17 protein-coding genes, 5 tRNA genes and 2 pseudogenes are annotated in these 24705 nt (G+C 48.0%); 17 read left to right on the forward strand and 7 right to left on the reverse strand.

Annotated features, from left to right (window positions below; genetic code table 11):
- Nucleotides 1–10 precede the first annotated feature (10 nt).
- From DMB82_RS07660 to DMB82_RS07670, 3 genes and pseudogenes are all read right to left on the reverse strand, one after another.
- Nucleotides 11–277 (reverse strand): annotated as a pseudogene (locus tag DMB82_RS07660) (STAS domain-containing protein); the annotation flags it as partial.
- A gap of 83 nt (nucleotides 278–360) precedes the next feature.
- Nucleotides 361–2160 (reverse strand): translation elongation factor 4, encoded by a 1800-nt coding sequence (gene lepA, locus DMB82_RS07665; RefSeq protein ID WP_116155997.1) that lies wholly within the window; start codon nucleotides 2158–2160, stop codon nucleotides 361–363.
- A gap of 748 nt (nucleotides 2161–2908) precedes the next feature.
- Complete coding sequence (locus DMB82_RS07670; RefSeq protein WP_116162603.1) at nucleotides 2909–4411, reverse strand: efflux transporter outer membrane subunit; 1503 nt, start codon at nucleotides 4409–4411, stop codon at nucleotides 2909–2911.
- An 86-nt stretch (nucleotides 4412–4497) separates the two neighbouring features.
- Here DMB82_RS07670 and DMB82_RS07675 point away from each other — a divergent pair, with 86 nt between their 5' ends.
- From DMB82_RS07675 to DMB82_RS07690, 4 genes are all read left to right on the forward strand, one after another.
- Complete coding sequence (locus DMB82_RS07675; protein ID WP_102117778.1) at nucleotides 4498–5112, forward strand: TetR/AcrR family transcriptional regulator; 615 nt, start codon at nucleotides 4498–4500, stop codon at nucleotides 5110–5112.
- 76 nt (nucleotides 5113–5188) lie between these two features.
- Entirely contained in the window at nucleotides 5189–6298 is a 1110-nt protein-coding gene (locus tag DMB82_RS07680) for an efflux RND transporter periplasmic adaptor subunit (RefSeq protein WP_102117779.1), read from the forward strand.
- Nucleotides 6295–9384 carry an efflux RND transporter permease subunit gene (locus tag DMB82_RS07685; RefSeq protein ID WP_116162601.1) on the forward strand — a complete coding sequence of 1030 codons (3090 nt, stop codon included), beginning with the start codon at nucleotides 6295–6297 and terminating at the stop codon, nucleotides 9382–9384. Before DMB82_RS07680 ends, DMB82_RS07685 begins: the two co-directional genes overlap by 4 nt.
- Before the next feature lie 116 nt (nucleotides 9385–9500).
- Nucleotides 9501–10703: a multidrug effflux MFS transporter gene (locus DMB82_RS07690; RefSeq protein ID WP_116162599.1), complete on the forward strand. Its 1203-nt coding sequence runs from the start codon at nucleotides 9501–9503 to the stop codon at nucleotides 10701–10703.
- Nucleotides 10704–11159: 456 nt separating this feature from the next.
- Here DMB82_RS07690 and DMB82_RS07695 read toward each other — a convergent pair.
- Nucleotides 11160–11235 (reverse strand) — tRNA-Asn (locus DMB82_RS07695).
- A 379-nt stretch (nucleotides 11236–11614) separates the two neighbouring features.
- Here DMB82_RS07695 and DMB82_RS07700 point away from each other — a divergent pair.
- Nucleotides 11615–11884: pseudogene (locus DMB82_RS07700) on the forward strand (LysR family transcriptional regulator); the annotation flags it as partial.
- Nucleotides 11885–12278: 394 nt separating this feature from the next.
- Entirely contained in the window at nucleotides 12279–12545 is a 267-nt protein-coding gene (iraP, locus tag DMB82_RS07705; RefSeq protein WP_102119242.1) for an anti-adapter protein IraP, read from the forward strand.
- Nucleotides 12546–12715: 170 nt separating this feature from the next.
- Here the strand turns inward: iraP and cycA are convergent, their stop codons facing one another.
- Nucleotides 12716–14128 carry a D-serine/D-alanine/glycine transporter gene (gene cycA, locus DMB82_RS07710; protein ID WP_102119243.1) on the reverse strand — a complete coding sequence of 471 codons (1413 nt, stop codon included), beginning with the start codon at nucleotides 14126–14128 and terminating at the stop codon, nucleotides 12716–12718.
- 338 nt (nucleotides 14129–14466) lie between these two features.
- On the opposite strand from cycA, the gene DMB82_RS07715 reads away from it, so the two are divergent.
- Together DMB82_RS07715 and DMB82_RS07720 are read left to right on the forward strand one after the other, a co-directional pair.
- Nucleotides 14467–14542, forward strand: a tRNA-Lys gene (locus tag DMB82_RS07715).
- Between the two features lie 467 nt (nucleotides 14543–15009).
- Nucleotides 15010–15297, forward strand: coding sequence for a basic helix-loop-helix domain-containing protein (locus DMB82_RS07720; protein WP_102119244.1), 288 nt, complete (start codon nucleotides 15010–15012; stop codon nucleotides 15295–15297).
- A gap of 91 nt (nucleotides 15298–15388) precedes the next feature.
- Here the strand turns inward: DMB82_RS07720 and DMB82_RS07725 are convergent, their stop codons facing one another.
- Nucleotides 15389–15613, reverse strand: a complete 225-nt coding sequence (locus DMB82_RS07725) for a DUF2594 family protein (RefSeq protein ID WP_102119245.1) — start codon at nucleotides 15611–15613, stop codon at nucleotides 15389–15391.
- A gap of 643 nt (nucleotides 15614–16256) precedes the next feature.
- Here DMB82_RS07725 and uvrY point away from each other — a divergent pair.
- The 9 genes from uvrY to DMB82_RS07770 all read left to right on the forward strand — a co-directional run bounded on the left by uvrY (nucleotide 16257) and on the right by DMB82_RS07770 (nucleotide 24232).
- Entirely contained in the window at nucleotides 16257–16913 is a 657-nt protein-coding gene (uvrY, locus tag DMB82_RS07730; RefSeq protein WP_010279369.1) for a UvrY/SirA/GacA family response regulator transcription factor, read from the forward strand.
- Complete coding sequence (gene uvrC / locus DMB82_RS07735) at nucleotides 16906–18738, forward strand: excinuclease ABC subunit UvrC (RefSeq protein ID WP_102119246.1); 1833 nt, start codon at nucleotides 16906–16908, stop codon at nucleotides 18736–18738. Before uvrY ends, uvrC begins: the two co-directional genes overlap by 8 nt.
- A gap of 58 nt (nucleotides 18739–18796) precedes the next feature.
- Nucleotides 18797–19345 carry a CDP-diacylglycerol--glycerol-3-phosphate 3-phosphatidyltransferase gene (gene pgsA / locus DMB82_RS07740; protein WP_039285745.1) on the forward strand — a complete coding sequence of 183 codons (549 nt, stop codon included), beginning with the start codon at nucleotides 18797–18799 and terminating at the stop codon, nucleotides 19343–19345.
- 139 nt (nucleotides 19346–19484) lie between these two features.
- Nucleotides 19485–19560: transfer RNA gene (locus DMB82_RS07745), tRNA-Gly, on the forward strand.
- A gap of 51 nt (nucleotides 19561–19611) precedes the next feature.
- A tRNA-Cys gene (locus DMB82_RS07750) sits at nucleotides 19612–19685 on the forward strand.
- Nucleotides 19686–19693: 8 nt separating this feature from the next.
- Nucleotides 19694–19780 (forward strand) — tRNA-Leu (locus DMB82_RS07755).
- A gap of 201 nt (nucleotides 19781–19981) precedes the next feature.
- Nucleotides 19982–21259: a tyrosine-type recombinase/integrase gene (locus DMB82_RS07760; protein ID WP_116162597.1), complete on the forward strand. Its 1278-nt coding sequence runs from the start codon at nucleotides 19982–19984 to the stop codon at nucleotides 21257–21259.
- A 322-nt stretch (nucleotides 21260–21581) separates the two neighbouring features.
- A complete protein-coding gene (locus DMB82_RS07765; RefSeq protein ID WP_116162595.1) occupies nucleotides 21582–23273 on the forward strand; it encodes a ParB N-terminal domain-containing protein in 1692 nt (563 codons plus the stop codon).
- Nucleotides 23274–23275: 2 nt separating this feature from the next.
- Nucleotides 23276–24232, forward strand: coding sequence for an HNH endonuclease (locus DMB82_RS07770; protein WP_116162593.1), 957 nt, complete (start codon nucleotides 23276–23278; stop codon nucleotides 24230–24232).
- A 135-nt stretch (nucleotides 24233–24367) separates the two neighbouring features.
- Here the strand turns inward: DMB82_RS07770 and dndE are convergent, their stop codons facing one another.
- On the reverse strand, nucleotides 24368–24703 hold the full coding sequence (dndE, locus tag DMB82_RS07775) for a DNA sulfur modification protein DndE (protein WP_208644315.1): 336 nt from the start codon (nucleotides 24701–24703) through the stop codon (nucleotides 24368–24370).
- Nucleotides 24704–24705: the final 2 nt, after the last annotated feature.

The following is a 24705-nucleotide window of genomic DNA, read 5'->3' on the forward strand; positions in this document are numbered from 1 at the left end:
GGCTGGCCGATTAGAGATGCCCGGACAGGCGCTGGTGAATTTTTGTGCTGTTGGTGTCCAGCCCGACGATCGTGACCTTAGCATCGTAGCGGTGATAGCGGGTTTCGATCGCGTCGAGTGCCGCCACGCTGGAAGCATCCCAGATTTGGGCGTGCGTCAGATCGATGGTGACGTTCTGTGGATCCTGCACATAGAGAAAGTGCTCGAAGAGATCGTTGCTGCTGCCGAAGAACAGCGGCCCGCGTACCGTGTAGTGCACCGACTGTCCGTCATCGGCAGGCAAGGAAAAGCTAACAGGGAAACGAAAGGGCGGATAGCGCGTCGTTCTATCCGCCGGCGTTATGTTTTCGTCGTCAATAACTAGGCATCAAGCGCCAGAATGGCCATAAATGCTTCGCGGGGAATGTCTCGTTTTGAGAACCCAACGTTATGCTTTTTATTCTCTCGCTGTTTACGGATCAGTCGCTGTTTCTGCGACAGGCTACCCTGAAAGCCCTGAGCCAATGCGCTTTTGCGCAGCGGAGGGATGTCTTCGCGCGCGATAACGCGATGGCCGACTTTTGCCTGAGCAGGAACGGGATACAGTTTACGTGGAATCACGTATTTCAACGCTTTCACGATTTCGGTGGCCCGCGCCCATACCTTATGACGCGCAATGATGAAGGAAAAGGCATCGATCAACTGACTATCGAGATAGATATCACAGCGCACTAAATCGGAACGCCGGTAGCGACCTGGCTCATAATCCAGCGTGGCATAGCCTTGAGTGAGCGATTTCAGCGCATCAAAAAAGCCGAAGATCATCTCGTTGAGCGGCAGATCCCAGTGTAATGTCACGCTACCGTTATCGAGATAGTGCATGTCGATAAACTCCCCGCGACGCGAAGCGCAGTACTCCATCAACGCGCCAACGTAGGCATCTGGCGTGTTAATGGTGCAGATAACATAGGGTTCTTCGATGAAGTCCAGCACGTCCTCTCCAGGGAAATGTGCTGGGTTATCAATCGTCAGGCAGTGGCCGTTATGTAATGTGACGCGGTATTCCACGCTGGGCGCGGTGGCCATTACGGAGATACCGTATTCACGCTTGAGCCGCTCACGAACAATATCCATATGTAACATCCCAAGAAAACCACAGCGGAAACCGGCACCCAGTGAGGCGGAAACGTCGGGAACCCAGTGCAACGCCGCATCGTTAAGTGACAGCTTATTCATAGCGTTACGCAAGCCTTTCAGATCGTCGTCCGCATCAGGATAGAGTCCAGAAAACACCATCGGCTTCATTTCCTGATAGCGCGCAACCGGCTCTGTCGCGGGGCGCTCGGCGAACGTCAGTGTATCGCCCACCCGAATGGCGGCGGCGTCTTTCAGGCCAGCAGCGAGATAACCGACTTCACCGTTTCCCAATTCTGCACAAGGTTGCCGATGGGGGAAAAAAGCACCCATTTCGGTGACCTCAAACCGTGTCCCTGAGGACATAAAATGCAACGTTGAACCCGCCTGAATACTGCCATCCACTACGCGCACATGCAGGATGGCACCCTGATAAGGATCGTAATGTGAATCAAAAACCAGCGCGCGCAGCGGGGCATCGGCGAGCCCTCGTGGGGCAGGGAAATGGTGGGCAATCGCGTTTAGTACCTCAGCCACGCCCTCACCGGTTTTGGCAGAGACAGCCAGCACGGTGCTGATATCCAGCGAAGGAATAGCCTCCAACTGCTGCATCACCTGCGGTACGTTAGCCTGCGGGCTGTCGATTTTATTCAGGACGGGCAGGATGGTCAGCCCCTGTTGTCGGGCGAGATTGAGGTTGGCGATCGTCTGGGCCTGAACGCCCTGCGTGGCGTCAATCAGCAGAATCGCGCCGTCGCAGGCGGCGAGACTACGGGAGACTTCCGCAGAAAAATCGACGTGCCCCGGCGTATCCACCAGATTGAACTGATACGGTTGACCCTTCTCATCCTGATAGCGCATGCGCACGGTTTGCAATTTGATGGTGATGCCGCGTTCCCGTTCTATTTCCATCGAATCCAGTAGCAGCTCACGCATGTCACGTTGGGCGACGGTTGCAGTCAGTTCGATAAAGCGATCGGCGAGGGTGGACTTGCCATGATCGACATGGGCAATAATGCAGAAATTACGAATTTGAGGTGTACACATAGAAAAAGCCTTTCACATCATGATGTCTGGCTCGGTATCGCGTGCAGCGTTGAGAACAGACAGAGAAATTCGCGCTGAAAAAATTCAGCGAAGGTGAAAATCAAAAGATGTAAAAGTGAATAGCCGCTGCGATGATAGCGCGTTTTATTTTAGCGTGGCAAGTCATGATACGTGACGTGGATCGATACTCGAAGCTGTGTCCCCCGCGTGAGCACGCGAACGGGTTATGGGTGTTATGATAATGCGGCGATGGGTGAGGACGGAACATCTGTATTCCGAACAGATGTTCCATATCTTCTGCAAAGAGTCGGGTTATCGCTGTCAAACGTGCGATATCCAGATTGATCATATCCAGCATCTCACCCAGTGATTGATCTAAAAAGCTACCCTGAAAACCGTGGCTAGCGTTATTAGTTAATATATCAACCACAATATTTTGTTCTTTTAGTCGGCTGTGTCGATCGCTGATTGCGCTAATCGCGGAAAGGTCCACTTGTCCAACGATTACATCGACGTTGAAATCTTTGCGTAATTCCTCCGCGAGTATTTCAAGCTCATTGAGCCGACGCGCTCACCAGGATGAGCGACTTTCTTTGTGCCGCATATTGCCTCGCGAATTCCTCGCCAAACCCGCTTGAAGCCCCCGTGATAAGCACCTATGCATTGTTTTCTACTGTCATGTTAATCACTCCCATTGTTTATTTTAAATTGTACAGGTGCCAGTTTGTGGCTGTGTTGGGTGCGCATCTTATTGTGCTCTCGCTGTGGCTTCTGGCGGCTGCCAACCGCCGCCGAGCGCCTTGAATGTGGCGATAACTGCGCGTGCCGATTCGGTTTGGGCCTGAGCCCGGGCATCGGAGGTTTGTAGCAGGGTTTCATCGGCGTGAAGGACGTCAATCAGGCTGCTTGTTCCTTTTTGATAGGCGATGAAAGACGACTGCCGCGCGCTGGCTAACGCGGTCTCACCGGCGGTTAACGTTGCAGCCTGCATTTCGCGATTGACCAAGGCCGAGAAGGCGTTCTCAACGTCTTCGGTCGCACGGAGTACCGACAGACGGTAAGCTGCCAGCGCTTCAGCTTCCTGTCCCTTCGCCTGATCGATCTGGGCGTTAATGCGACCGAAGTCGAAGAGTCGCCAGCGCAGCCCTAATACGCCCGCCGATTGGCTGGCACCGCTGGAGAACAAATTGCCGCTCGACACCGACGTTGCACTACCGAGCAAGGCGCTGAGCGAGAATTTAGGATAGTACTCGCTGATGGCTACCCCGATGCGTGCGTTGGACGCCGCGAGATGACGTTCGGCCACAATAATATCGGGTCTGCGGCGCAGCAGGTCGGCGGGTGTCCCCGTTGCTACGAGCGCTGGAGGCTGTGGAATGGCCTGTGAGATGGACAACTGGGCCCGATGCGTGCCGGGAGGCGTGCCGAGCATAACGTCCAATGCGTTCATCGCGGCATCGATCCCAGTCTGGAGAACCGGCACGGAGGCCTGAACCTGTGCTAATGTCCCTTCTGTCTGGCGTACCTGATACTCGGGAGCCAGTCCTTTACTGTGGAGTAGCTGTACCTTATCCAGCAGTTCTTGCTGTGTCTTGACCTGACTGTTGGCGATCGCCAGACGCGTTTGTAATCCGCGCAGGGTGATATAGATATCGGCAGTCTGAGCGGCGACGGCCAGACGAGTGGCCGCGACGCCTGCCTCGGAAGCCTGATAGTCAGCCAGTGCCGCCTGACGGCCGCGTCTCAGTCCACCGAATACATCAAGCTCCCAACTGGCGTTGAGATCAGCTTCATAAGCATTGCCGTAGCGGCTATAGCCAGGAACCGAGTTGAGTAGCTGACCTTGTGGCGTTTCAATTGACTGGTAGGCGCGAGTGCCTTGTCCGCTGATGTTGCCCGAGGGCAGCAGCGCCGCCGTTGCTGCGCCAAGCCCGGCACGAGCCTGACTCATCCGTGCGGACGCCTGAGCTAAATCAAGATTCTGTGCGAGCGCACTTGAAACTAACTGGCTCAGTAAGGGATCATTAAAGCTTTCCCACCAGACTGCAAGGTTGGCTGCCTGAGCTGCGTCGTTTTGTTTTGCTAAAGACGATTTTGCGACAGATGGCTGCGCGGAAGATCGTTGTGCGGCGGATTGCGCCTGATAACGATCCGCGAGTGGCGCGTCTGGACGGTGATAATCCGGCCCAACGGCGCAACCTGCCATTAAGCTCGTGGTCACCACCAAAGAAAGGGTTCGGAGGGATAACATAGGAATTCCTTGAGTCAAAAAGTTGTGACTATATTACGTATTGGTCACTCGTTGTCAATCAGTGCTCGGTGAGCTAAGCTTGAGTCATGACTAAACATATGAATACACATCCCCCACGCGGGCCGTCGGATCACAGCGTTCGAGATCAGATTGTGGAAGCGGCGACTGAGCACTTCGGACACTTTGGATATGAGAAGACCACCGTGTCCGATCTGGCCAAGGCGATAGGCTTTTCTAAGGCCTACATCTACAAGTTTTTTGATTCCAAACAGGCGATCGGGGAGAGTATTTGCGCTAACCGACTGGCAATAATTATGGATGTTGTTAACGCGTCGGTTGTCGATGCGCCAACAGCTTCGGAAAAACTGAGACGCCTGTATAAAGCCGTGATAGAAGCGGGTAGCGATTTATTTTTTCACGATCGCAAGCTTTATGAGATCGCCGCGGTGTCCTCGCGCGACCGGTGGCCTTCAGCTGTTGCTTATGAAGAAAAACTACGTCAACTCGTTCAGCACATTCTTCTTGAGGGACGACAGTCTGGGGAATTTGAGCGCAAGACGCCGTTGGATGAGGCGGCAGATGCCATCTATCTGGTCATGCGCCCTTATGCTTGCCCTGTTCAACTGCAATACAACCTGGATTCGTCAGCGTCCGCTGCGGTGTTACTCCCGTCATTAATATTGCGTAGTTTAGCACCTTAAAAATAGTGACCATTGACAATATTGGTCACTGGTTGGAGAATACGGTTTCTGTCCTGTTAATTTGATAAGGGAACCTATGCTTCGGTTCAACTCTACCACTCTTGCTGTTTGCTTGTTGCCTCTCGCCCTGGTGGCGTGCGGCGACGCTTCCGACATCGACGATCCACGCAATCAGCCACCGCTGGTGAGAGCGGCTACCGTGGTGAGCGCCGTTGATGCCTCTCGTGCCTTCACCGGTGTGGTTGTCGCACGAATTCAAAGCGATTTGGGTTTTCGGGTGCAAGGAAAAATCCTTGAACGTCTGGTTGATACCGGCCAGACCGTGAAACGCGGCCAGCCTTTGATGCGTCTGGACCCTATCGATCTCAGTTTACAGGCCCAAGCCCAGCAGCAGGCCGTTACTGCTGCGCGAGCCCGTGCCAGACAGGCGACCGATGACGAAGCTCGTTATCGTGGTCTGGTTGCCGCAGGTGCGGTATCCGCTTCGGCTTACGATCAAATAAAGGCGGCTGCCGAGACGGCGAAAGCGGAACTGAGCGCCGCACAGGCTCAGGCTGATGTAGCGAAAAACGCGACAGGCTATGCCGTGTTGCTCGCCGATGCCGACGGTGTGGTCATGGATACGCTGGCTGAACCCGGTCAAGTGGTGAGTGCAGGGCAGCCTGTTGTTCGGCTGGCGCGCGCGGGGCAGCGGGAAGCCATCGTACAACTGCCCGAAACGCTACGCCCTGCGGTTGGAAGCGAAGCGCAGGCAATGCGCTATGGCGCCGGAGAACAGCGTGTTCCAGCGAAACTGCGGTTGCTCTCCGATGCGGCCGATCCGTTGACGCGTACCTTCGAAGCGAGGTATGTGCTTGAAGGTGAGCTGGCGAGTGCACCGCTCGGATCCACCGTTACGCTCCATATTGCGCAAGATGACGCATCCCGCCAGATGCTACAGGTGCCTTTAGCGGCAATCTATGATCCGGGGAAAGGGCCGGGTGTCTGGCGTATTTCAGGCAATCCCGCCAAAGTATCATGGCAACCCGTTCAGATGTCTGGCCTTAGCGACGATAGGGCAAAGGTGACAGGAAATCTCAAACCGGGAGAGCAGGTTGTTGCCTTGGGAACGCATTTGCTGCATGACGGCGAGGCGGTCCGAGTGATTGAACAGCGCGATGCCAGCGTCGCTGGGAGCCAGCCATGAGCGAGGGAAGATTCAATCTTTCGGCGCTTGCTGTCCGTGAGCGCTCCATCACGCTGTTTCTTATTATCCTGATTACCGTCGCTGGCATCCTCTCGTTCTTTGAACTGGGGCGGGCAGAAGATCCACCGTTTACGGTCAAGCAGATGACCATTGTTTCTGTCTGGCCAGGGGCGACCGCTCAGGAAATGCAGGATCAGGTGGCCGAACCGCTGGAAAAGCGCATGCAGGAGCTCAAGTGGTATGACCGCAGTGAGACTTACACGCGTCCTGGACTTGCTTTTACTATGCTGTCACTGCTCGATAGTACGCCGCCTTCACAGGTACAGGAGGAGTTCTATCAAGCGCGTAAAAAGCTCGGCGATGAAGCCAGGAACCTGCCGGCAGGCGTGATTGGACCGATGGTTAACGACGAATTCTCCGATGTGACCTTTGCGCTCTTTGCGCTGAAGGCGAAAGGCGAGCCGCAGCGTTTGCTGGTCCGTGATGCAGAATCGCTGCGTCAGCGTCTCTTGCATGTGCCGGGCGTGAAGAAGGTCAATATCATCGGGGAACAGGCTGAACGTATTTTTGTGTCGTTCTCGCACGACCGGCTGGCGACGCTGGGTATTGCTCCTCAGGACATTTTCTCCGCGCTGAATAGCCAGAACGTGCTGACGCCTGCCGGCTCGATTAATACGAGCGGCCCGCAGGTCTTTATTCGTCTGGATGGCGCTTTTGATAAGTTGGACAAGATCCGTAAAACGCCGATTGTCGCACAGGGCAGGACGTTACAGCTTTCAGACGTAGCAACCGTTGAGCGTGGCTATGAAGACCCTGCGACCTTTCTGGTTCGCAATCAGGGAGAACCGGCGCTGTTGCTGGGCATTGTGATGCGTGAAGGATGGAATGGCCTGGATTTGGGGAAGGCACTGGATGCGGAGACGGCCAAAATCAATGAAGGCATGCCGCTTGGCATGACGTTGACAAAAGTTACCGATCAGTCGGTGAATATCAGCTCGTCTGTTGATGAATTCATGATCAAATTCTTCGTCGCGTTGCTTGTCGTGCTGGTTGTTTGCTTTATCAGCATGGGCTGGCGCGTGGGCGTTGTTGTCGCAGCGGCGGTACCGTTGACGCTGGCTATCGTTTTTGTAGTGATGGAAGCGTCCGGTAAAAACTTTGACCGAATTACGTTGGGGTCTCTCATTCTGGCGCTGGGTTTGCTGGTCGATGATGCGATTATCGCCATCGAGATGATGGTGGTGAAAATGGAGGAGGGCTATAGCCGTGTTAAAGCCTCCGCCTATGCCTGGAGCCACACGGCTGCCCCGATGCTGGCCGGTACGCTGGTCACCGCTGTGGGTTTTATGCCTAACGGTTTCGCGCAGTCCACCGCCGGTGAGTACACCAGCAACATGTTCTGGATCGTCGGCATTGCCCTGATTGCCTCTTGGGTCGTTGCGGTGGTCTTCACGCCTTATTTGGGCGTAAAAATGCTGCCGGAAATCAAAACCGTAGAGGGGGGACACGCCGCCATCTACAACACCCGCTATTACAATCGATTTCGCCATTTACTGGCGCGTGTTATTGCGCGGAAATGGATCGTGGCAGGTACCGTGGTGGCTGCCTTTACCGTAGCGATCTTAGGTATGGCGCTGGTTAAGAAACAATTCTTTCCGACTTCCGATCGTCCTGAGGTACTGGTAGAAGTACAGATGCCCTATGGGACTTCCATTGAGCAGACCAGCGCGGCAACGGCGAAGGTTGAGGGCTGGTTGCAAAAGCAGGAAGAAGCAAAAATTGTTACGTCTTACATTGGGCAAGGTTCGCCACGCTTTTTTCTGGCTATGGCCCCCGAACTGCCCGATCCGTCGTTTGCAAAAATTGTTGTGTGGACGGACAGCCAAGAGGCGCGCGAGGCGCTCAAGTTTCGGCTTCGTGAAGCGGTGGCCAAGGGCCTGGCACCCGAGGCGCGCCTCCGAGTGACTCAACTGGTGTTTGGCCCATATTCACCGTATCCGGTGGCCTACCGTGTTATGGGGCCGGATCCGACCACGCTGCGTGAGATTGCCGGCAAGGTGGAAGCGGTGATGCTGACAAACCCGATGATGAGGACCGTCAATGCCGATTGGGGCCCGCAGGTGGCGACGCTGCATTTCACGCTCGATCAGGATCGTTTGCAGGCGGTGGGATTGACATCGAATGCGGTTGCTCAGCAACTTCAGTTCCTGCTCTCGGGGGTTCCGATCACGTCGGTGCGTGAAGACATCCGCGCGGTACAGGTTATGGGGCGTGCTGCCGGGGATATCCGGCTTGATCCAGAAAAAATAGCGGGCTTCACGCTCGTGGGGGCTGCCGGTCAGCGTATTCCTCTATCACAGATAGGGGAGGTCGGCGTGAAGATGGAAGATCCTATCCTGCGCCGCCGCGATCGCACACCAGTCATTACCGTACGGGGTGATATCGCCGAAAACCTGCAGCCGCCTGATGTCTCTATGGCGATCTTGAAACAGCTACAGCCCATCATCGATACACTTCCGGCCGGATACCGTATTGAACAGGCTGGCCCGATTGAAGAGTCAGGAAAAGCCACTCAGGCGATGGCACCGCTGTTTCCTATCATGATTGCGATCACGCTACTGATCATCATCCTACAAGTGCGGTCAATGTCGGCAATGGTGATGGTGTTTCTCACTTCACCGCTGGGGTTGATTGGCGTGGTGCCAACGCTGCTGCTCTTCAACCAGCCGTTTGGTATTAATGCGCTTGTGGGGTTGATTGCGCTATCCGGCATCCTGATGCGTAATACTTTGATCCTTATCGGGCAGATCCATCACAACGAGCAGGAAGGACTCTCGCCATTCGATGCGGTGGTGGAAGCGACGGTGCAGCGAGCCCGACCTGTGTTGCTGACCGCGCTGGCCGCCATTTTGGCGTTCATCCCGCTCACTCATTCTATTTTCTGGGGCACGCTGGCATACACGCTGATTGGCGGTACGTTTGGCGGCACCATCATCACGCTGGTGTTTCTGCCTGCGATGTACGCTATCTGGTTCAAGATACGTCCAGAGAATGAGAAGCACGTCGATAAACCCGCCGCGGTGTAAGCCGTCATTCATATGAAAACGCTCGTCACACAGGGTGGCGAGCGTTATCCAGTCTGCTGCGTGGCACAGTTTTCCACGTCGTCATTGTCATTAAAATCACCATGAGCACTGTCATTATGGCGAAAACGCATTCCTTCGAAAGCCCGCGATTGACCGGAAAAATTGTCGCGTTATTGGCTGGCCTTTCGGCGATTAGCATCTTGTCTACAAACATTATTCTTCCGGCTTTCCCCGATATCGGAGAGCAGCTTGGGGCATCCCCACGTGAACTCGGTCTGACGCTGTCCAGTTTTTTCATCACGTTCGCGCTGGCTCAATTGGTTGTCGGCCCGTTGTCGGACCGCTACGGACGCAAGAAACTGGTATTGGGCGGCCTCTCACTATTCATCGTGGGTACGGTAGTCGGTGGCTTAGCCGGTTCATTTGAAACGCTGATTGTAGGAAGAGTGATTCAGGCGCTGGGTATCTGCGCGGCGGCAGTGTTAGCACGCGCAATTGCACGCGATCTGTTTGACGGTGAAACGCTGGCGCGGGCGCTATCGCTGACGATGATCGCGACAGCGGCGGCCCCTGGCTTCTCACCGCTGGTGGGAAGCGTGCTGACGACGACATTGGGCTGGCGCGCGATCTTTATCCTGGTGGGGCTGGCCGCCTTTGTCATCGCCGTCTTCTATGCGCACGGGCTGGGGGAAACGCATCCCGCTGAGCGCCGCGCACCGTACTCCATTCCGAGCGTCATCGTGGCGTACGGAAAGCTGGTTGTGGATGGGAAATTTATCCTTCCGGCACTGTCGATGAGTCTATTGATGAGCGGCCTGTTTGCCTCTTTCGGTGCTGCACCGGCGATTCTGATGGAGGGGATTGGCCTATCGTCATTCCAGGCCGGACTCTATTTCGCCTCCACCGTGTTTGTTGTCTTTGGTGCGGGTATGGCCGCGCCGCGACTGGCGCGTCGCTATGGTCCGAGAAGCGTGGCGTCGGTGGGGCTTGCTACTGCATTAGCGGGTGGGAGTTTGCTCCTGCTTGGGCCGGAAGCGCCAAGCCTCAGTGGGTATACCTTGTCGATGATCGTCTTCCTCTGGGGAATGGGCTTAGCCAATCCACTGGGAACGGCCATTACGATGGGGCCTTTCGGGAAAGAGGCAGGTTTGGCATCCGCGCTGCTTGGGTTTTTGACGATGGGAATGGCGGCGATAACAACCTGGCTGGGCTCGGTACTGACGTTTCCCGCTGTCACCACGCTGGGCGGTATACAGGTGACGGCCTGTCTGATAGCACTGATATTGTTTCTCAGTGGCTCACTATTTAGCTCCACCTAACCGTATCCTTCCTGCAGAACGGTAACCGCTGCATAACCGTGGCGTGTAAAGGTAAGCGCTGTCACATTTTTGTTAACCTTGTCTGGTGTTTGATGAGGTTTTTTCATTCAAAACTGCCTGATGAATATCAGGTATTCATTCCAGCCTCAACGGCTACAGAAGGTCTATTGAGCTGTGATTTATAAAGATATAGGCCGTGTGAGTCGGATAGTGTTAGGGGGGTTATCAGAAGATTTGATACTGCGGATTTTCGCGTTGTGACGAGACAGTTGCTAAGGGATTTTTGGGGTCACTCCGTCATCGAACCAGCTTGACCCCAAATCTGACCACCACATTCTCCCGATGCGGAGGGAAAACGGAACGTACACCAGAAATATTTTTGCATGTGAACGTATTGAATCAAATGATAAAAACAAAAATCCCGCTTAAGTTTCCTTAAGCGGGATTTTCTAAATTTGGCTCCTCTGACTGGACTCGAACCAGTGACATACGGATTAACAGTCCGCCGTTCTACCGACTGAACTACAGAGGAATCGGTTAAGTGCGATGGATAATAGCGGGAGCGTTTCGGGTTGTCAAAGGCTGTTATCGCTTGGTGTGTTTGATTGCCGAACTAATAACCAACATATTGAAATTATTGCTCAAGTTGATCACTAAAAAGCAATGAAATGTGCTGATTAATGGGTATGCTTGCACTCTAAAATAGCAGGGATTGCTTTAAGATGGTGCAGGTTAGCATTGGTTTGATGGCGGGTTTCCTAGGTAAAATAGGGGGCTTTGGTTAGCATAATCATTGCTTTTCCTTATTTTACCTGTGGCTTATCAATGAGGTATCACTTTTTCTTAGACATGGGTACATAATATGGCGCGCTTTTTGCTACCTCTTTAGGGTAACTACTCAGGAGGCAGACATGAATCTTAGACGGCTCAAGTATTTTGTGAAAATCGTTGATATCGGTAGCCTGACACAGGCTGCTGAGTTGTTGCATATTGCACAACCGGCGCTGAGCCAACAGGTCGCGACGCTGGAGAGTGAACTCGAAAAACAGCTGCTGGTACGGAGTCGGCGTGGTGTGACGCCCACCGAGGCGGGGAAAATTCTTTATTCTCATGCACAGACGATATTGTCACAGTGCGAACAGGCAAAGGATGCGGTGAGTGGCGCACGGCAATCAATGAGTGCGTAAGCATTAGTCATCGAGCCAGCCATTTCCCGATGGCTGGCTACTAATCAAACTTTGTGTAAGATGTTCTATCATAATGGTGCTCTTTCTTATTTTTTTTGTGATGTTAATCACAATTAATGACATTATCGATCTTCCTCAAAGCAGAGATTTTTTTCCCTTAAAAAATAAAATGGTCTTTTAGTTTTTTTATTTATTCTTTTTATTTATCTGCAACTTCATTTTATTGCTGCTGTGTGAATATGATTTCCTTAAAATGGTAATAGATACTAGCGATCAGGCCATTCACAGTGTTACATTAATCTTCGTTATGTTTTCTCTAATCCTGTGCACCAAGACAGGTGTTGCCTTATGGGTGTATGACGGTTATTTTTTTGATTAAGGAGTTCAAATGAATAATATCCTCTCTCATCTTTTAATAAAGCTGGCAGAAAAAGAAGTTGGAGAAAAAGCGCTTAATGCGAAGATTGAATCGTTAGAGATGCTGATTTCTGCTATTGTTTCAACATTTGATGACAGTAAAATCAATGAGTTAAATAGAAAAATAGAAGGTGTAGTTGCTGATGCCTCACAGCGGAAGGATGAACATAATTACTTAGCCCTCGAACTATTGGCAAAAAACATCAATCGAATCACAACCGTTTCATTGCGGGAATAACTTTCTTATATATCAATGGTGGCGACATTAATTGTTCGAATATTAATTTTCGTATATACAATTGAGAATTATTTATATCCAATAATAGAGAATACCTGTGCTATGCGTGATTTTGCTGAAAAAAATTGAAGGCGCTGACGTTGTCCGCGCCTTTCTTGCGTTTATACGCTTTACTTCACATCAACAGCCTGCTTTTTCCGACGAGTAAACTGATAAGCAATAGCCAGAAAAATAAACCACAGCGGCGTAACAATGAGCGCCTGACGTGTATCTGGTTGTAATGTTAACAGTACAATAACGAAAGCGAAAAAGGCCAGGCATACCCAGCACATGAAAATACCCAACGGCATTTTATAGGATGACTCCGCATGTAGCTGAGGGCGCTTTTTACGGTATGTCAGGTAAGAGCACAGGATGATGCTCCAGATGAACATGAATAAAATCGCGGAGACGGTGGTCACCAGCGTAAAGACCGTCATCACGTTTGGAATCAGGTAGATCAGCACCACGCCCGAAAGCAAACAAATGCAGGAAAACATCAACCCAGTTGAAGGAACCGCGCGTTTAGATAGCATACCGAAACTTTGCGGCGCATCACCTTGTTTCGCTAGGCCAAAGAGCATACGGCTGGTGGAGAATACGCCGCTATTGGCTGAGGATGCTGCCGATGTCAGAACGACAAAATTGATCATACTGGCAGCTGCAGGTAGGCCAACCAGTACGAACATTTCCACGAAAGGACTGCGATCCGCAGTAATTGCGCTCCACGGGGTGACGGACATAATCATGACTAATGCAAAAACATAAAACATGATGATGCGAATCGGGATGGCGTTAATTGCGCGGGGCAGCACGACTTTCGGATTTTTAGTTTCAGCGGCAGTTGTACCCACCAGTTCGATACCGACAAATGCGAATACGGCGATCTGGAATCCGGCGAAGAAACCACTTATCCCTTTAGGGAATATACCACCGTTATTCCAAAGGTTGGTAAAGGAGGCGACGTTTCCTGATGGGGAAGAGAATTGCATCATTACCAGCGCGACACCGACCACGATTAACGCAACGATAGCGACAATTTTGATCATCGCGAACCAGAACTCCATCTCGCCAAACAGCTTTACGGTTGCTAGATTTAGCGTCAGTAATAGTAGAACGCAAAGCAGGGAAGAGATCCACTGCGATAAATCAGGGAACCAGAACTGCGAGTAGGCACTAATGGCTACGACATCTGCGATCCCAGTTACGACCCAACAGAACCAGTAAGTCCAGCCGGTAAAGAAACCCGCCCATGGCCCAAGGAGGTCAGCAGCAAAATCGCTGAATGACTTATAGTTAAGGTTGGAGAGTAATAGTTCTCCCATTGCGCGCATGACAAAAAACAGCATAAAGCCAATGATCATATAAACGAAGATGATCGAAGGACCCGCCATGCTGATTGTTTTGCCCGAGCCCATGAATAACCCAGTACCGATCGCTCCGCCGATGGCGATGAGCTGAATATGACGATTAGTCAGATTCCGTTGCAGTCCTTCCTCCTGTTCAGGGGCAAGGTCTGCGGCTTCTTTTGATTGTTCGACCATGTAAGTATACTTTCCTGTTTCTGTCTGTGATGTTTTTTGAGCTCTTTGGCGGCTCTCGTCTGCGAAAATTTAAACGAATAAGATAGCGCAACTGCAGTGCTTATTACAGTGAGTGTCTGAGATAGCCAGAGATCATAACGAGGACTGATAATGATGTAAGGTGCTGTTGTATGTTTTTCGCCCTAAAATGAAGAGGATATACAGTGATGAGAGGAAGAGATAAATAGCTTGAGCAGGTTAACAAAATTAGCAATCGCTAACAATGTTATTATCATGCATAAAAAATTAATATGAAGTGTTTGACAGGCGCGCCGGGGAGGAGAATAATCCTCCCCGTTGGGTCGTTAGCTCAGTCGGTAGAGCAGTTGACTCTTAATCAATTGGTCGCAGGTTCGAACCCTGCACGACCCACCAACAATATAAATGGCTTATGGTATTGATTTTAGTTTTTTTATTATTTTTTTCTTTGGTTAATTAATTTTTAATTATATCTATTCTTAACGTTAATCGTATCTGCTGCATTAATTTATACTCTCTTATATTTTATTTCTACTCCACTTATCATGCCCTGCCTTAGTTAATAAATGTGACATTTCTAGTATATTTTTATTCATATGACGCCTTAACGCTAGGTGGATATATAAGATGGTTGATGATTTCGCTGAGCGTTATCACTTCGGCTGGTGAGAAGGTGCCTCATACGTGCTGAAGAGTGGCGAGAAAGTGCTATGCTTAACTGATGGAATTGTTGACAGATCGTTTATGATGTTACGAGTTGTTTGCACAAGATTGTGTTCACATCCACTGGGAACGGCGTTTAGAAGCTGCTGGCGTTTCCTGGTTAGCCATGAGCATGTTTCTGCTTGATTTCGGAGGTTCATGTGGGATTCGAAAAATTACTGGCTGTCATAGAAAAAAGTCACCAGGATCCAAAATCGGTTATCTCATTGTCTGAACTGAGCCAGGCAATCCATGAGATAATTTGTACGGAAAGTTCAAAAGAGTACAAAATAAATGAATGCTTCACCGAGCTGAGGGAACTGGTTGATGAAAGAAAAGCGCTTTCCAGAAAACAGTTCCTGGATAAAGCATTGGTGATGGAATTGACGCAATATAAAAAGAAAGAAGAGGCGCTACTTCTGAAACTCACGCGTATTGGAAATAAATAGACGAGAGTCTCTATTTTTAAATCAGGAAGGCAAGGCTAAATACCACTACACCGCCAAGCAGATTATTAATATGGCGGTGTAGCAAATAGTGCTATTTACGGTAGCTGGTTTTGATTTGTTTAATCGTGTTATCAAAAACGGCAGCTTGCTCGGCATTTTCCAATTGAGCAATATATCTTTCCATATTGATGATAACTTTACCAGCATCTGCTTGGCCGATTGCTTTTAATAGCAGTGTAACCATAGCCTTCAGACAGGTGACTTCATGGGCCAGTGTTTCAGCGGATGCAGCAGTAGAAAAATCTGCGTTGCTCATGTTTTCTCCTCAATAAGAAAAAGATGTTTTTTCGCCTGCTGCGGGCGTTACCGCGGGTATGGCAGGCAGAACCAGATGGGCGGGAGTATAACATAAAGCATATTGTGGATTGATATTATTCGCGGATAAAGCCATTTTAGTGACTGTTTTTTATGCATTTAACTTATTAAAATAGCGTCTATATTTTGGTTTTTTTGTGGTAAGGGCTATCGATGTGTTTTGTTTAATACATATGATGTTCACTATGGACGTTTTTCATTGAATATATTATTTGTATAATACGGTGGCAGGCGATGATGTGATTCCTAATCACACCCTGATTACAATAGTGATTTTTTATTGACATTCAAAATGTAAAGCCAATTGCATGCCATTTGATTTACATTGTTTTTTATACATTTTGTGCCAGCGAAGTGTTTATCCACACGCTGTAGCGTATTTGAAATGTTAAGAATGTGATCAACATACACCCTTAGGTTAACGATATATTGTTATGATCGAGAAATGCGCTTTATTCCTTCTCGGCATATTTTAAAATACATATTCATATAAATCTGTGTTCATTATTTTTTGAAATCAACGTAGTATCACCTGCAAGCAACTTTTCATGTAAGTGTTACTCCCTTTTTTGGAGAATTATTCTTTGATTAGCGTTTTTCTTGTTGATGACCATGAACTGGTGCGGGCAGGGATACGACGCATTCTGGATGATATCAAAGGTCTGAAAGTGGTTGGTGAGGCGTGCTGTGGTGAAGATGCCGTCAAGTGGTGCCGAAGCAATGATGTCGATGTTGTTTTGATGGACATGAGCATGCCGGGCATAGGTGGGCTTGAAGCAACGCGCAAGATCCTGCGTTTTACGCCAGATATAAAAGTCATCATGCTCACTATTTATACTGAAAATCCGTTGCCCGCTAAAGTGATGCAAGCTGGCGCCGCAGGATATGTGAGTAAAGCTGCTGCTCCTCAAGAAGTGATCTCCGCCATTCGTGCGGTACATGCGGGTAAGCGGTATATCGCTTCTGATATTGCTCAACAGATGGCATTGAGCCAGTTGGAGCCGCAGACGGATGCGCCGCTGGAGTGTTTGTCTGAACGCGAATTACAGATTATGCTAATGATAACGAAGGGACAGAAAGTGACTGAAATTTCAGATCAGCTCAATCTTAGCCCTAAAACAGTGAACAGCTATCGCTACCGTATGTTCAGTAAGCTGAATATCAACGGCGATGTAGAGCTGACCCATTTGGCTATCAAACATGGGCTTTTTACCGCGGAGACATTGTTAAGTAGTGAGTGAGAGTTTCGATGCTTCTGCATTTTTAAAAACGGTAACGAGTCAGCCCGGTGTCTACCGAATGTATGATGCCAGTAATACGGTCATCTACGTCGGTAAGGCAAAAGACTTAAAAAAACGACTTGCCAGCTATTTCCGTAGTCATGTCGCCAGCCGTAAAACCGAGGCTCTGGTCAAAAGCATCAAGCATATTGATGTCACGATCACGCACACAGAAACTGAAGCCTTACTGCTGGAACACAACTACATCAAGCTTTATCAGCCGCGTTATAACGTCTTGTTGCGCGACGATAAATCCTATCCCATGATTTTCCTGAGCGGTGATACGCATCCACGTTTGGCTGTTCACCGTGGCGCTAAGCATGCGAAGGGTGAATATTTCGGTCCGTTTCCCAACGGCAATGCTGTGCGTGAAACGCTAATATTGCTGCAAAAGCTGTTTCCGGTGCGCCAGTGTGAAAATAGCGTCTATCGCAATCGCTCTCGTCCTTGCCTGCAATATCAAATTGGTCGCTGCCTAGGGCCTTGCGTCAGCGGTTTGGTGAGCGAAGAAGATTATCAACAGCAGGTTGACTATGTTCGCCTGTTTTTGTCTGGTAAAGACCAGCAAGTACTGAATCAGCTCATCTCCCGGATGGAAGCGGCCAGTCGCGATCTGCATTTTGAAGATGCAGCCCGGATACGCGATCAGATCCAGGCGGTTCGGCGGGTGACAGAAAAACAATTTGTTTCCGGCGACGGCGAAGATCTGGATGTGATCAGTGTTGCCTTTGATGCTGGCATGGCCTGCGTCTATGTCCTTTTCATCCGACAGGGAAAAGTGCTTGGCAGCCGGAGCTATTTCCCCAAAGTCCCTGGCGGTACGGAATTGGGGGAGGTCGTGCAGACTTTTGTCGGGCAATTCTATTTGCAGGGAAGCTTAGGCCGAACGCTTCCTACAGAAATTCTGCTCGACTTCACTCTGCCCGATAAAGATTTGCTGACGGAGTCTCTAACGGCAGTTGCGGGAAGAAAAGTACAGATTCAAACGAAACCCCGCGGCGATCGTGCTCGTTATTTAAAATTAGCGCGGACAAATGCCGCCACGGCGCTGGTCACAAAACTGTCTCAGCAGTCCACCATTCACCAGCGTTTGGCTGCGTTAGCCAATGTTTTGCAGTTGCCAGCAATCCATCGAATGGAGTGTTTTGATATCAGTCATACGATGGGGGAACAGACTGTGGCATCCTGTGTCGTATTTGATGCCAATGGTCCGTTACGTTCGGAATATCGCCGCTATAATATCAGTGGTATTACGCCAGGCGATGATTATGCCGCCATGGCGCAAGTCCTCCGACGTCGATATGGTAAAGCGCTGGATGACAGCAAAATACCAGATGTCATTGTGATCGATGGCGGAAAAGGGCAGCTCGGCCAGGCTCAGGACGTGTTTGACTCGCTGCAAGTATCATGGGATAAAAACAAGCCTCTGCTACTTGGTGTCGCGAAAGGCAGCGATCGTAAAGCTGGGCTGGAGACGCTATTTTTTGAGGCAACAGGTGAGGGCATGGCACTGCCAACTGATTCGCCTGCGCTACACGTTATCCAACATATTCGCGATGATTCGCATGATCATGCGATTGGTGGGCACCGTAAGAAGAGAGCAAAAATAAAAAACACCAGTACGCTGGAGCTTATTGAAGGTGTCGGCCCTAAACGCCGCCAAACCCTGTTGAAATACATGGGAGGGCTACAACCTTTGATGAATGCCAGTATTGAGGAGATTGCAAATGTTCCAGGAATTTCGCATGCATTGGCAGAAAAAATCTTCCATGCATTGAAACACTAGGGACAATGTTGCAACATACTCTTAGTATCCACTCCAGCCAGATAGTTACCTAAGCGCTATGCAATTTAATATACCGACGTTGCTTACCCTGTTTCGTGTTGCTCTTATTCCGTTTTTTGTGCTGGCGTTTTATCTTCCATTCGTCTGGGCACCGCTGCTCTGCGCGTTGATTTTCGTGTTTGCTGCCATTACGGATTGGTTTGATGGTTTCCTTGCCCGCCGCTGGAAACAGACCACACGTTTTGGTGCTTTCCTCGATCCTGTTGCGGATAAAGTGATGGTGGCTGTCGCGTTGGTGCTAGTTGCGGAATACTATCATTCTTGGTGGATTACGCTGCCTGCCGCGACAATGATCGCGCGGGAAATCATCATTTCAGCATTGCGCGAGTGGATGGCTGAAATTGGTAAGAGAAGTAGCGTTGCCGTGTCGTGGATAGGGAAGGTTAAAACCACGGCTCAGATGATGGCGCTTTTTGCTTTGCTATGGCGCCCAGAACGCATTGTTGAAGGCGTTGGTGTTGTGGCGTTGTACATCGCCGCGGTACTGACTTTCTGGTCCATGTTCCAATATTTGAACGCCGCGCGACACGATCTGCTTGAACCTTGATCGAAGCGCCGTAAAAACCAGCAAACGAACGCAGTTGCTTGATAATTTTATTGACTCATTGCGTCAGGTCAGTAGAATGCACCGCATCAACAGCAACGCTGGTTTGTAAGAAGTTAAGATAATCAGTGAGTTCTGTGCTGCGGGAATAGCTCAGTTGGTAGAGCACGACCTTGCCAAGGTCGGGGTCGCGAGTTCGAGTCTCGTTTCCCGCTCCAATTTAAAACATCGGCAATTGCGGATGTTGGTCACTAAGACCTGAATATTTTGGCGCGTTAACAAAGCGGTTATGTAGCGGATTGCAAATCCGTCTAGTCCGGTTCGACTCCGGAACGCGCCTCCAATATTTAAGCCCGGGTGGTGAAATCGGTAGACACAAGGGATTTAAAATCCCTCGGCGTTCGCGCTGTGCGGGTTCAAGTCCCGCCCCGGGCACCATCACCACATCAATGGACGTCAACAGACGTCTATTTTTTTGTCTAAAACCCACGGTTTTACAGGCTTTCCTTCATTCTTTACTCTCCCGACGTCAACACAATTCAACCTACATCAACTTGCTTATACGGGTACAATTGCGGGTATACTGCGGTATGGTAAATCCTTGTACCCTCAATAACGCTTTATTGAAGGAAAGTCACTATGGCACTCACGGACATCAAGGTACGTTCAGCAAAACCGGAAGAGAAGGCCTATAAACTCACCGACGGTAACGGTATGTTTCTTCTGGTCCATCCCAATGGATCAAAATACTGGCGCTTACGTTATCGTTCGGATGGCAAAGAAAATACGCTGGCATTAGGTGTCTACCCCGAGGTTTCACTCTCTGAAGCGCGTCAGAAACGCGATGAGGCGCGAAAACTTATTGCTGCTGGCGTTGATCCCAACGAGCATAAAAAGGCAGTCAAAACGCAACAACAGGATGATGCGCAAACTTTCGAAGTTGTGGCGCGTGCCTGGCATACCGATAACAAAAAATGGTCGGGCTCGCATGCCGAACGTATCTTGAAAAGTCTAAGCGACAATATTTTCCCCGCCATCGGTGGTACACATATTGCAGCGCTGAAAACACGCGACTTGCTGGCTCCGATCAAAAGCGTTGAACGTTCAGGACGCTTGGAAGTGGCTAAGCGACTAAAGCAGCGCGTAACTGCCATCATGACCTATGCCGTACAAAACGGTCTGATTGACTACAACCCGGCGCAGGATATGGCCGGGGCGATTATGCCCGGCAAAGTTGAACACCGTCCGGCTTTGGAACTCGAACGCTTGCCTGAACTACTTGGCCGTATAGATGGCTATAAAGGCCGTGAGTTTACCAAGTGGGTAATAAATCTTTCCTTGCTGATTTTTATCCGCTCCAGTGAACTGCGTTTTGCCCGTTGGCCGGAAATCGATTTCGAGCGTGCCTTGTGGACGATTCCCTCCGAGCGTGAACCGATCCCTGGAGTGAAGTTCTCTGAGCGAGGCTCAAAAATGCACACGCCACATCTTGTTCCACTAAGCCGTCAGGCCGTGGAGATCCTTAAAAAGATTCGAGAGGTAAGTGGGCATTGCGAGTTGGTTTTCATTGGCGATCATTCGTCACGAAAACCTGTTAGTGAGGGCACAGTAAACAAAGCGCTGCAAACTATGGGTTACGATACGAAAAAGGAAGTGTGTGGTCATGGTTTTCGCACCATGGCCTGTAGTTCACTGATTGAGTCAGGGTTGTGGTCTCGGGATGCGGTGGAACGGCAGATGAGTCACCAAGAACGTAATGGCGTTCGGGCGGCGTATATTCATAAGGCGGAGCATCTGGATGAGCGCAAACTGATGCTGCAATGGTGGGCGGATTTTTTGGATGCGAATCGGGATAGGGCGGTTAGTCCGTTTGATTTTGATGAAATAAAATCCTCATCACACAGGTTTAGGAACTAAGCGATTCTTGACACTGCTTTCAATTTTGACTTTGATGGATGGGGAACATAGATCACGCTTTCTGTACTAGCATAGTGCGTCTAGCATGAGAATAAAATAACGTGTTTTTAACTAGTATTTAGGAAAAGGCGATAGTTAGATTAGCAGTGATAGTTCCTGGGGTAATCATGCGTGTGGTTTCGGCAGGGCTTACCCCATACATGTAAGTCTCAAAGTGAATGGTATAAATAGATTTATTAGTGTTCTTACTACTGTTCATTTTTGAGAAGAAAAAGTATTTTATATATCTAATTTTATTGATTTTTAGTACAGGAGTACGTAAATGCAGAATAGATACCAAGCCATAAGATGTAAGCAGACTAGCGATGGTAACTGGCTAGTTTTCTTCTCTGCATCTGCCCATGAGATTGATGTTTGGGGAGGCATTCCAGAGAAGAAAAATTTTGATACAGTAGAATCAACAGGATTTCAGCGCTCCTTCAAACCCGAGCGTCTAGATAGCTTAATAAATTTTTATTCAAATGATGACAATATTTTACAGAATCCACTTCTGTGTGCTCCTAGGAAAATAGGCGATTTCAAAAGCTCGGTTTATTTTATACCTGATAGTAATGTTAATGAAAATGATTATATTCAAAAAGGAAGTCTTATTATAAATTATGAAGATTTTCATTATCTAAAATTGATTGAGCTGCTTCAGCTATTCAGTGATTATCTTACCAGTAGAGTTGAAGATATTGACAAGCAGGATTTGGATGTGCATCTTCTAGCTAAGCTTAAAGAGCGTTTGTCATTAGATTATGAAGAGCCATCTGATATAATTTCTTCAAGTGCAGATGTTAATGAAGGGGCTGATCCTCTAGATGAAGAACTTACTATTATTGAGTCATCACATATAAGCGATTTATGGCAGGAGGTTGCTTGTCGTATTTCTATCTTAAAAGAGTATGGAAGCGAATATGATGCTCCGGAAATATTAGGTTTTAAAAAAGAATCGATTATTTCTTATCTCAAACCAGTAATAATTGTTGATGGTCAACATAGGCTTATTGGTGCCATAGAACATTCGAACCGAGAATCCAAAACGCCTGTCTCTATGGCCAAATATTTTGATTACATGACAACTGATGGCCTAACGGAGAGAGATGCTAAGATAAAGGTTCAAAATGAAGTATGCCGTCATTTGCCGATTTCCTTAGTTTTATCTGATGACCCAGCAGAGCATGTTTTTCAATTTGTAGTTGTCAACCAAAAAGCCACTCCAATTAATAATGCATTGTTAGGAACAATTGTATCGACTACTCTAGCTACAAATGAGTTAGAACGAGTCGCAGATAGATTAAAAAATGCAGATATAGAACTTGAAGCATCACAAGCAGTCTCTTTTGCAACAAGAAACTGCAATAGCCCATTTTTTGGATTAGTGCAAACAGGTATTAGTGGAGAACAATCAGGAAAATTACCTTGGACAGTAATGCGGTCATTGATAACTATATTTAAGGACTTAAAAGGAGGGAAGTTTTTCAGTGATGAAAATAGAATTGATTATGCGGATTTATGGAGAAGACGTTATCTTGACGCATCAGATATAATTATTGAGAATGATAAGTTTTCAGTGTGGAGTTCTGAGGATGGAGTATGGCGTGATGTATTTATTAATTTTTGGACATGTATCAGGGATAAATTTGGTAACACCAAAGACTCTAGTAGCCATAACTACTGGGGGCATACAAGCTCGAATTTATTTAACAAAATATCTTTAACAATTCTAGCGGCCGATTTTTTTAAATATTTATGTGAGTCAAGGGCTAATCTTAACTCTGCAGAATCAGTCACACAGTTAGTTAATGATTGGTTGACAGACGTTGATCTTACCTACTTTAATAGAGATTGGAAATTAGCAAATGTGAAAAAAGATGCCCCAGGTACTAGAAAACAGTGGTCCAAACTATGGTTGACTTATCGCCAAGATCCAAGACAGTTACCATCATTAAACTCTTATAAAAAGATATAAAAATGGAAAGATTACATCAATATGTTGAGCAGTCATTGATTGGATTTGGCAATGTTTGGAATTCAAAAAGTATTGCTAGGCAATCAATTATTGATGTGCCGGATGACGTTTTTTTGGGAGGCACATCACTTTTAAAAAATGATATTAATTTGCAATGGCTTGCGTGGTTTTGCGAGTCACTATGTAATTTAGATGAGTGCCTAGATGAGGTTGACCAATATAAAGTATTTTCGCTTGTTCGTCGTGGGTTAATTCACGTTGATATAGATCAAGATAATCCTGATTTTTTGAATTTATGTAATATAATATCTGGTTTTATGTTTAAAAGAATTGAAAGTGTTTCAGGAAGATTAAGACAGCGTGTCACCAAACAGAATAAATTAGATTTAATAGAGTCTTCACAAGGCGAACCGAGATGCTGGATTTGCAACTCAAAATTTAGTAAAGATGCAGTTGAAATTTTCTTAGGAAGAACAGGAAACATAGTATTGCCTGAGCTTATTGATTACATGATGCCTAGAGGATTGATTGAAAGAGATCTTAAAATAGAAGTTGAACATAAATTACCTTTTTCAAAAGGAGGGGGAGATATTAATGATCTTAGTAATATTGCTTTGAGTTGTGGATGGTGCAATAGATACAAATCGAATTTAATTTCTATATATGATGTTGGACGAAACCTAAAAAATTATAAAAATAATAAATTTGTTGGATTTAGCATACCAGAACCATACTGGATTATACGAAAAATGGCATTATCAGATAGATGTTCTCATCCTGGCTGTACTGCGACAAGAAAAAATAATTTATATGTTGATTTAATAAATCCACGGGGTGCTGCGAATCCCATAAATCTTAAGGTTGTATGTAAAATTCATGTTAATGATTATCATAACAGACTAGTACCTGCAAGTAATTATATTGAGTGTGTTTCCAGTAAGAAAAATAGGCTCATATAAGTATAAATTATTTAAAAATTGCCGCATTGAAATGAAATTTATTTCATACGGCATAATAATTTTCACCGGATAAATTTTATTTACTATTTGACTGGCTAGTTTAGCCAGACTTTCGTGTTCAATTCTTAATTACATTTAGAATTCATTGCTATTTAAAAGCGAGTTTAATCCTCGAGAGATATGTAATTTAACAAAATTTTGAACACTATTATTGGCCATGTCTTTTCTACTTCGGAATAATACAAGGGATTCATAAATCTTGTGCTCGTTACCAGCAAATGTTCTCCAAGTCATTTCAACATTACTATCCGAAGGAATATCTTCCTTTGGTGGTATTGTTGGATCAGCTAATGATTTGCAAAGTGCCCAGCGGCAAAGTACATTCCAGTTCTCTATACCAGTTTTGCGTTTAAGAGTGATCAGTTGCTGCTTCTGTTTCTCAGATAAACGAATAATATCGATATGTTGCATAA

The sequence above is a fragment of the Pectobacterium aquaticum genome (genome assembly GCF_003382565.3).
In the GTDB taxonomy this organism is placed as follows: domain Bacteria; phylum Pseudomonadota; class Gammaproteobacteria; order Enterobacterales; family Enterobacteriaceae; genus Pectobacterium; species Pectobacterium aquaticum.

Coding starts and splice junctions, on each gene's coding strand:
- lepA (WP_116155997.1), bottom strand. CDS start 2,160: ATGTGTACACCTCAAATTCGTAATTTCTGCATTATTGCCCATGTCGAT.
- DMB82_RS07670 (WP_116162603.1), bottom strand. CDS start 4,411: ATGTTATCCCTCCGAACCCTTTCTTTGGTGGTGACCACGAGCTTAATG.
- DMB82_RS07675 (WP_102117778.1), top strand. CDS start 4,498: ATGACTAAACATATGAATACACATCCCCCACGCGGGCCGTCGGATCAC.
- DMB82_RS07680 (WP_102117779.1), top strand. CDS start 5,189: ATGCTTCGGTTCAACTCTACCACTCTTGCTGTTTGCTTGTTGCCTCTC.
- DMB82_RS07685 (WP_116162601.1), top strand. CDS start 6,295: ATGAGCGAGGGAAGATTCAATCTTTCGGCGCTTGCTGTCCGTGAGCGC.
- DMB82_RS07690 (WP_116162599.1), top strand. CDS start 9,501: ATGGCGAAAACGCATTCCTTCGAAAGCCCGCGATTGACCGGAAAAATT.
- iraP (WP_102119242.1), top strand. CDS start 12,279: ATGAATAATATCCTCTCTCATCTTTTAATAAAGCTGGCAGAAAAAGAA.
- cycA (WP_102119243.1), bottom strand. CDS start 14,128: ATGGTCGAACAATCAAAAGAAGCCGCAGACCTTGCCCCTGAACAGGAG.
- DMB82_RS07725 (WP_102119245.1), bottom strand. CDS start 15,613: ATGAGCAACGCAGATTTTTCTACTGCTGCATCCGCTGAAACACTGGCC.
- pgsA (WP_039285745.1), top strand. CDS start 18,797: ATGCAATTTAATATACCGACGTTGCTTACCCTGTTTCGTGTTGCTCTT.
- DMB82_RS07760 (WP_116162597.1), top strand. CDS start 19,982: ATGGCACTCACGGACATCAAGGTACGTTCAGCAAAACCGGAAGAGAAG.
- DMB82_RS07765 (WP_116162595.1), top strand. CDS start 21,582: ATGCAGAATAGATACCAAGCCATAAGATGTAAGCAGACTAGCGATGGT.
- DMB82_RS07770 (WP_116162593.1), top strand. CDS start 23,276: ATGGAAAGATTACATCAATATGTTGAGCAGTCATTGATTGGATTTGGC.
- dndE (WP_208644315.1), bottom strand. CDS start 24,703: ATGCAACATATCGATATTATTCGTTTATCTGAGAAACAGAAGCAGCAA.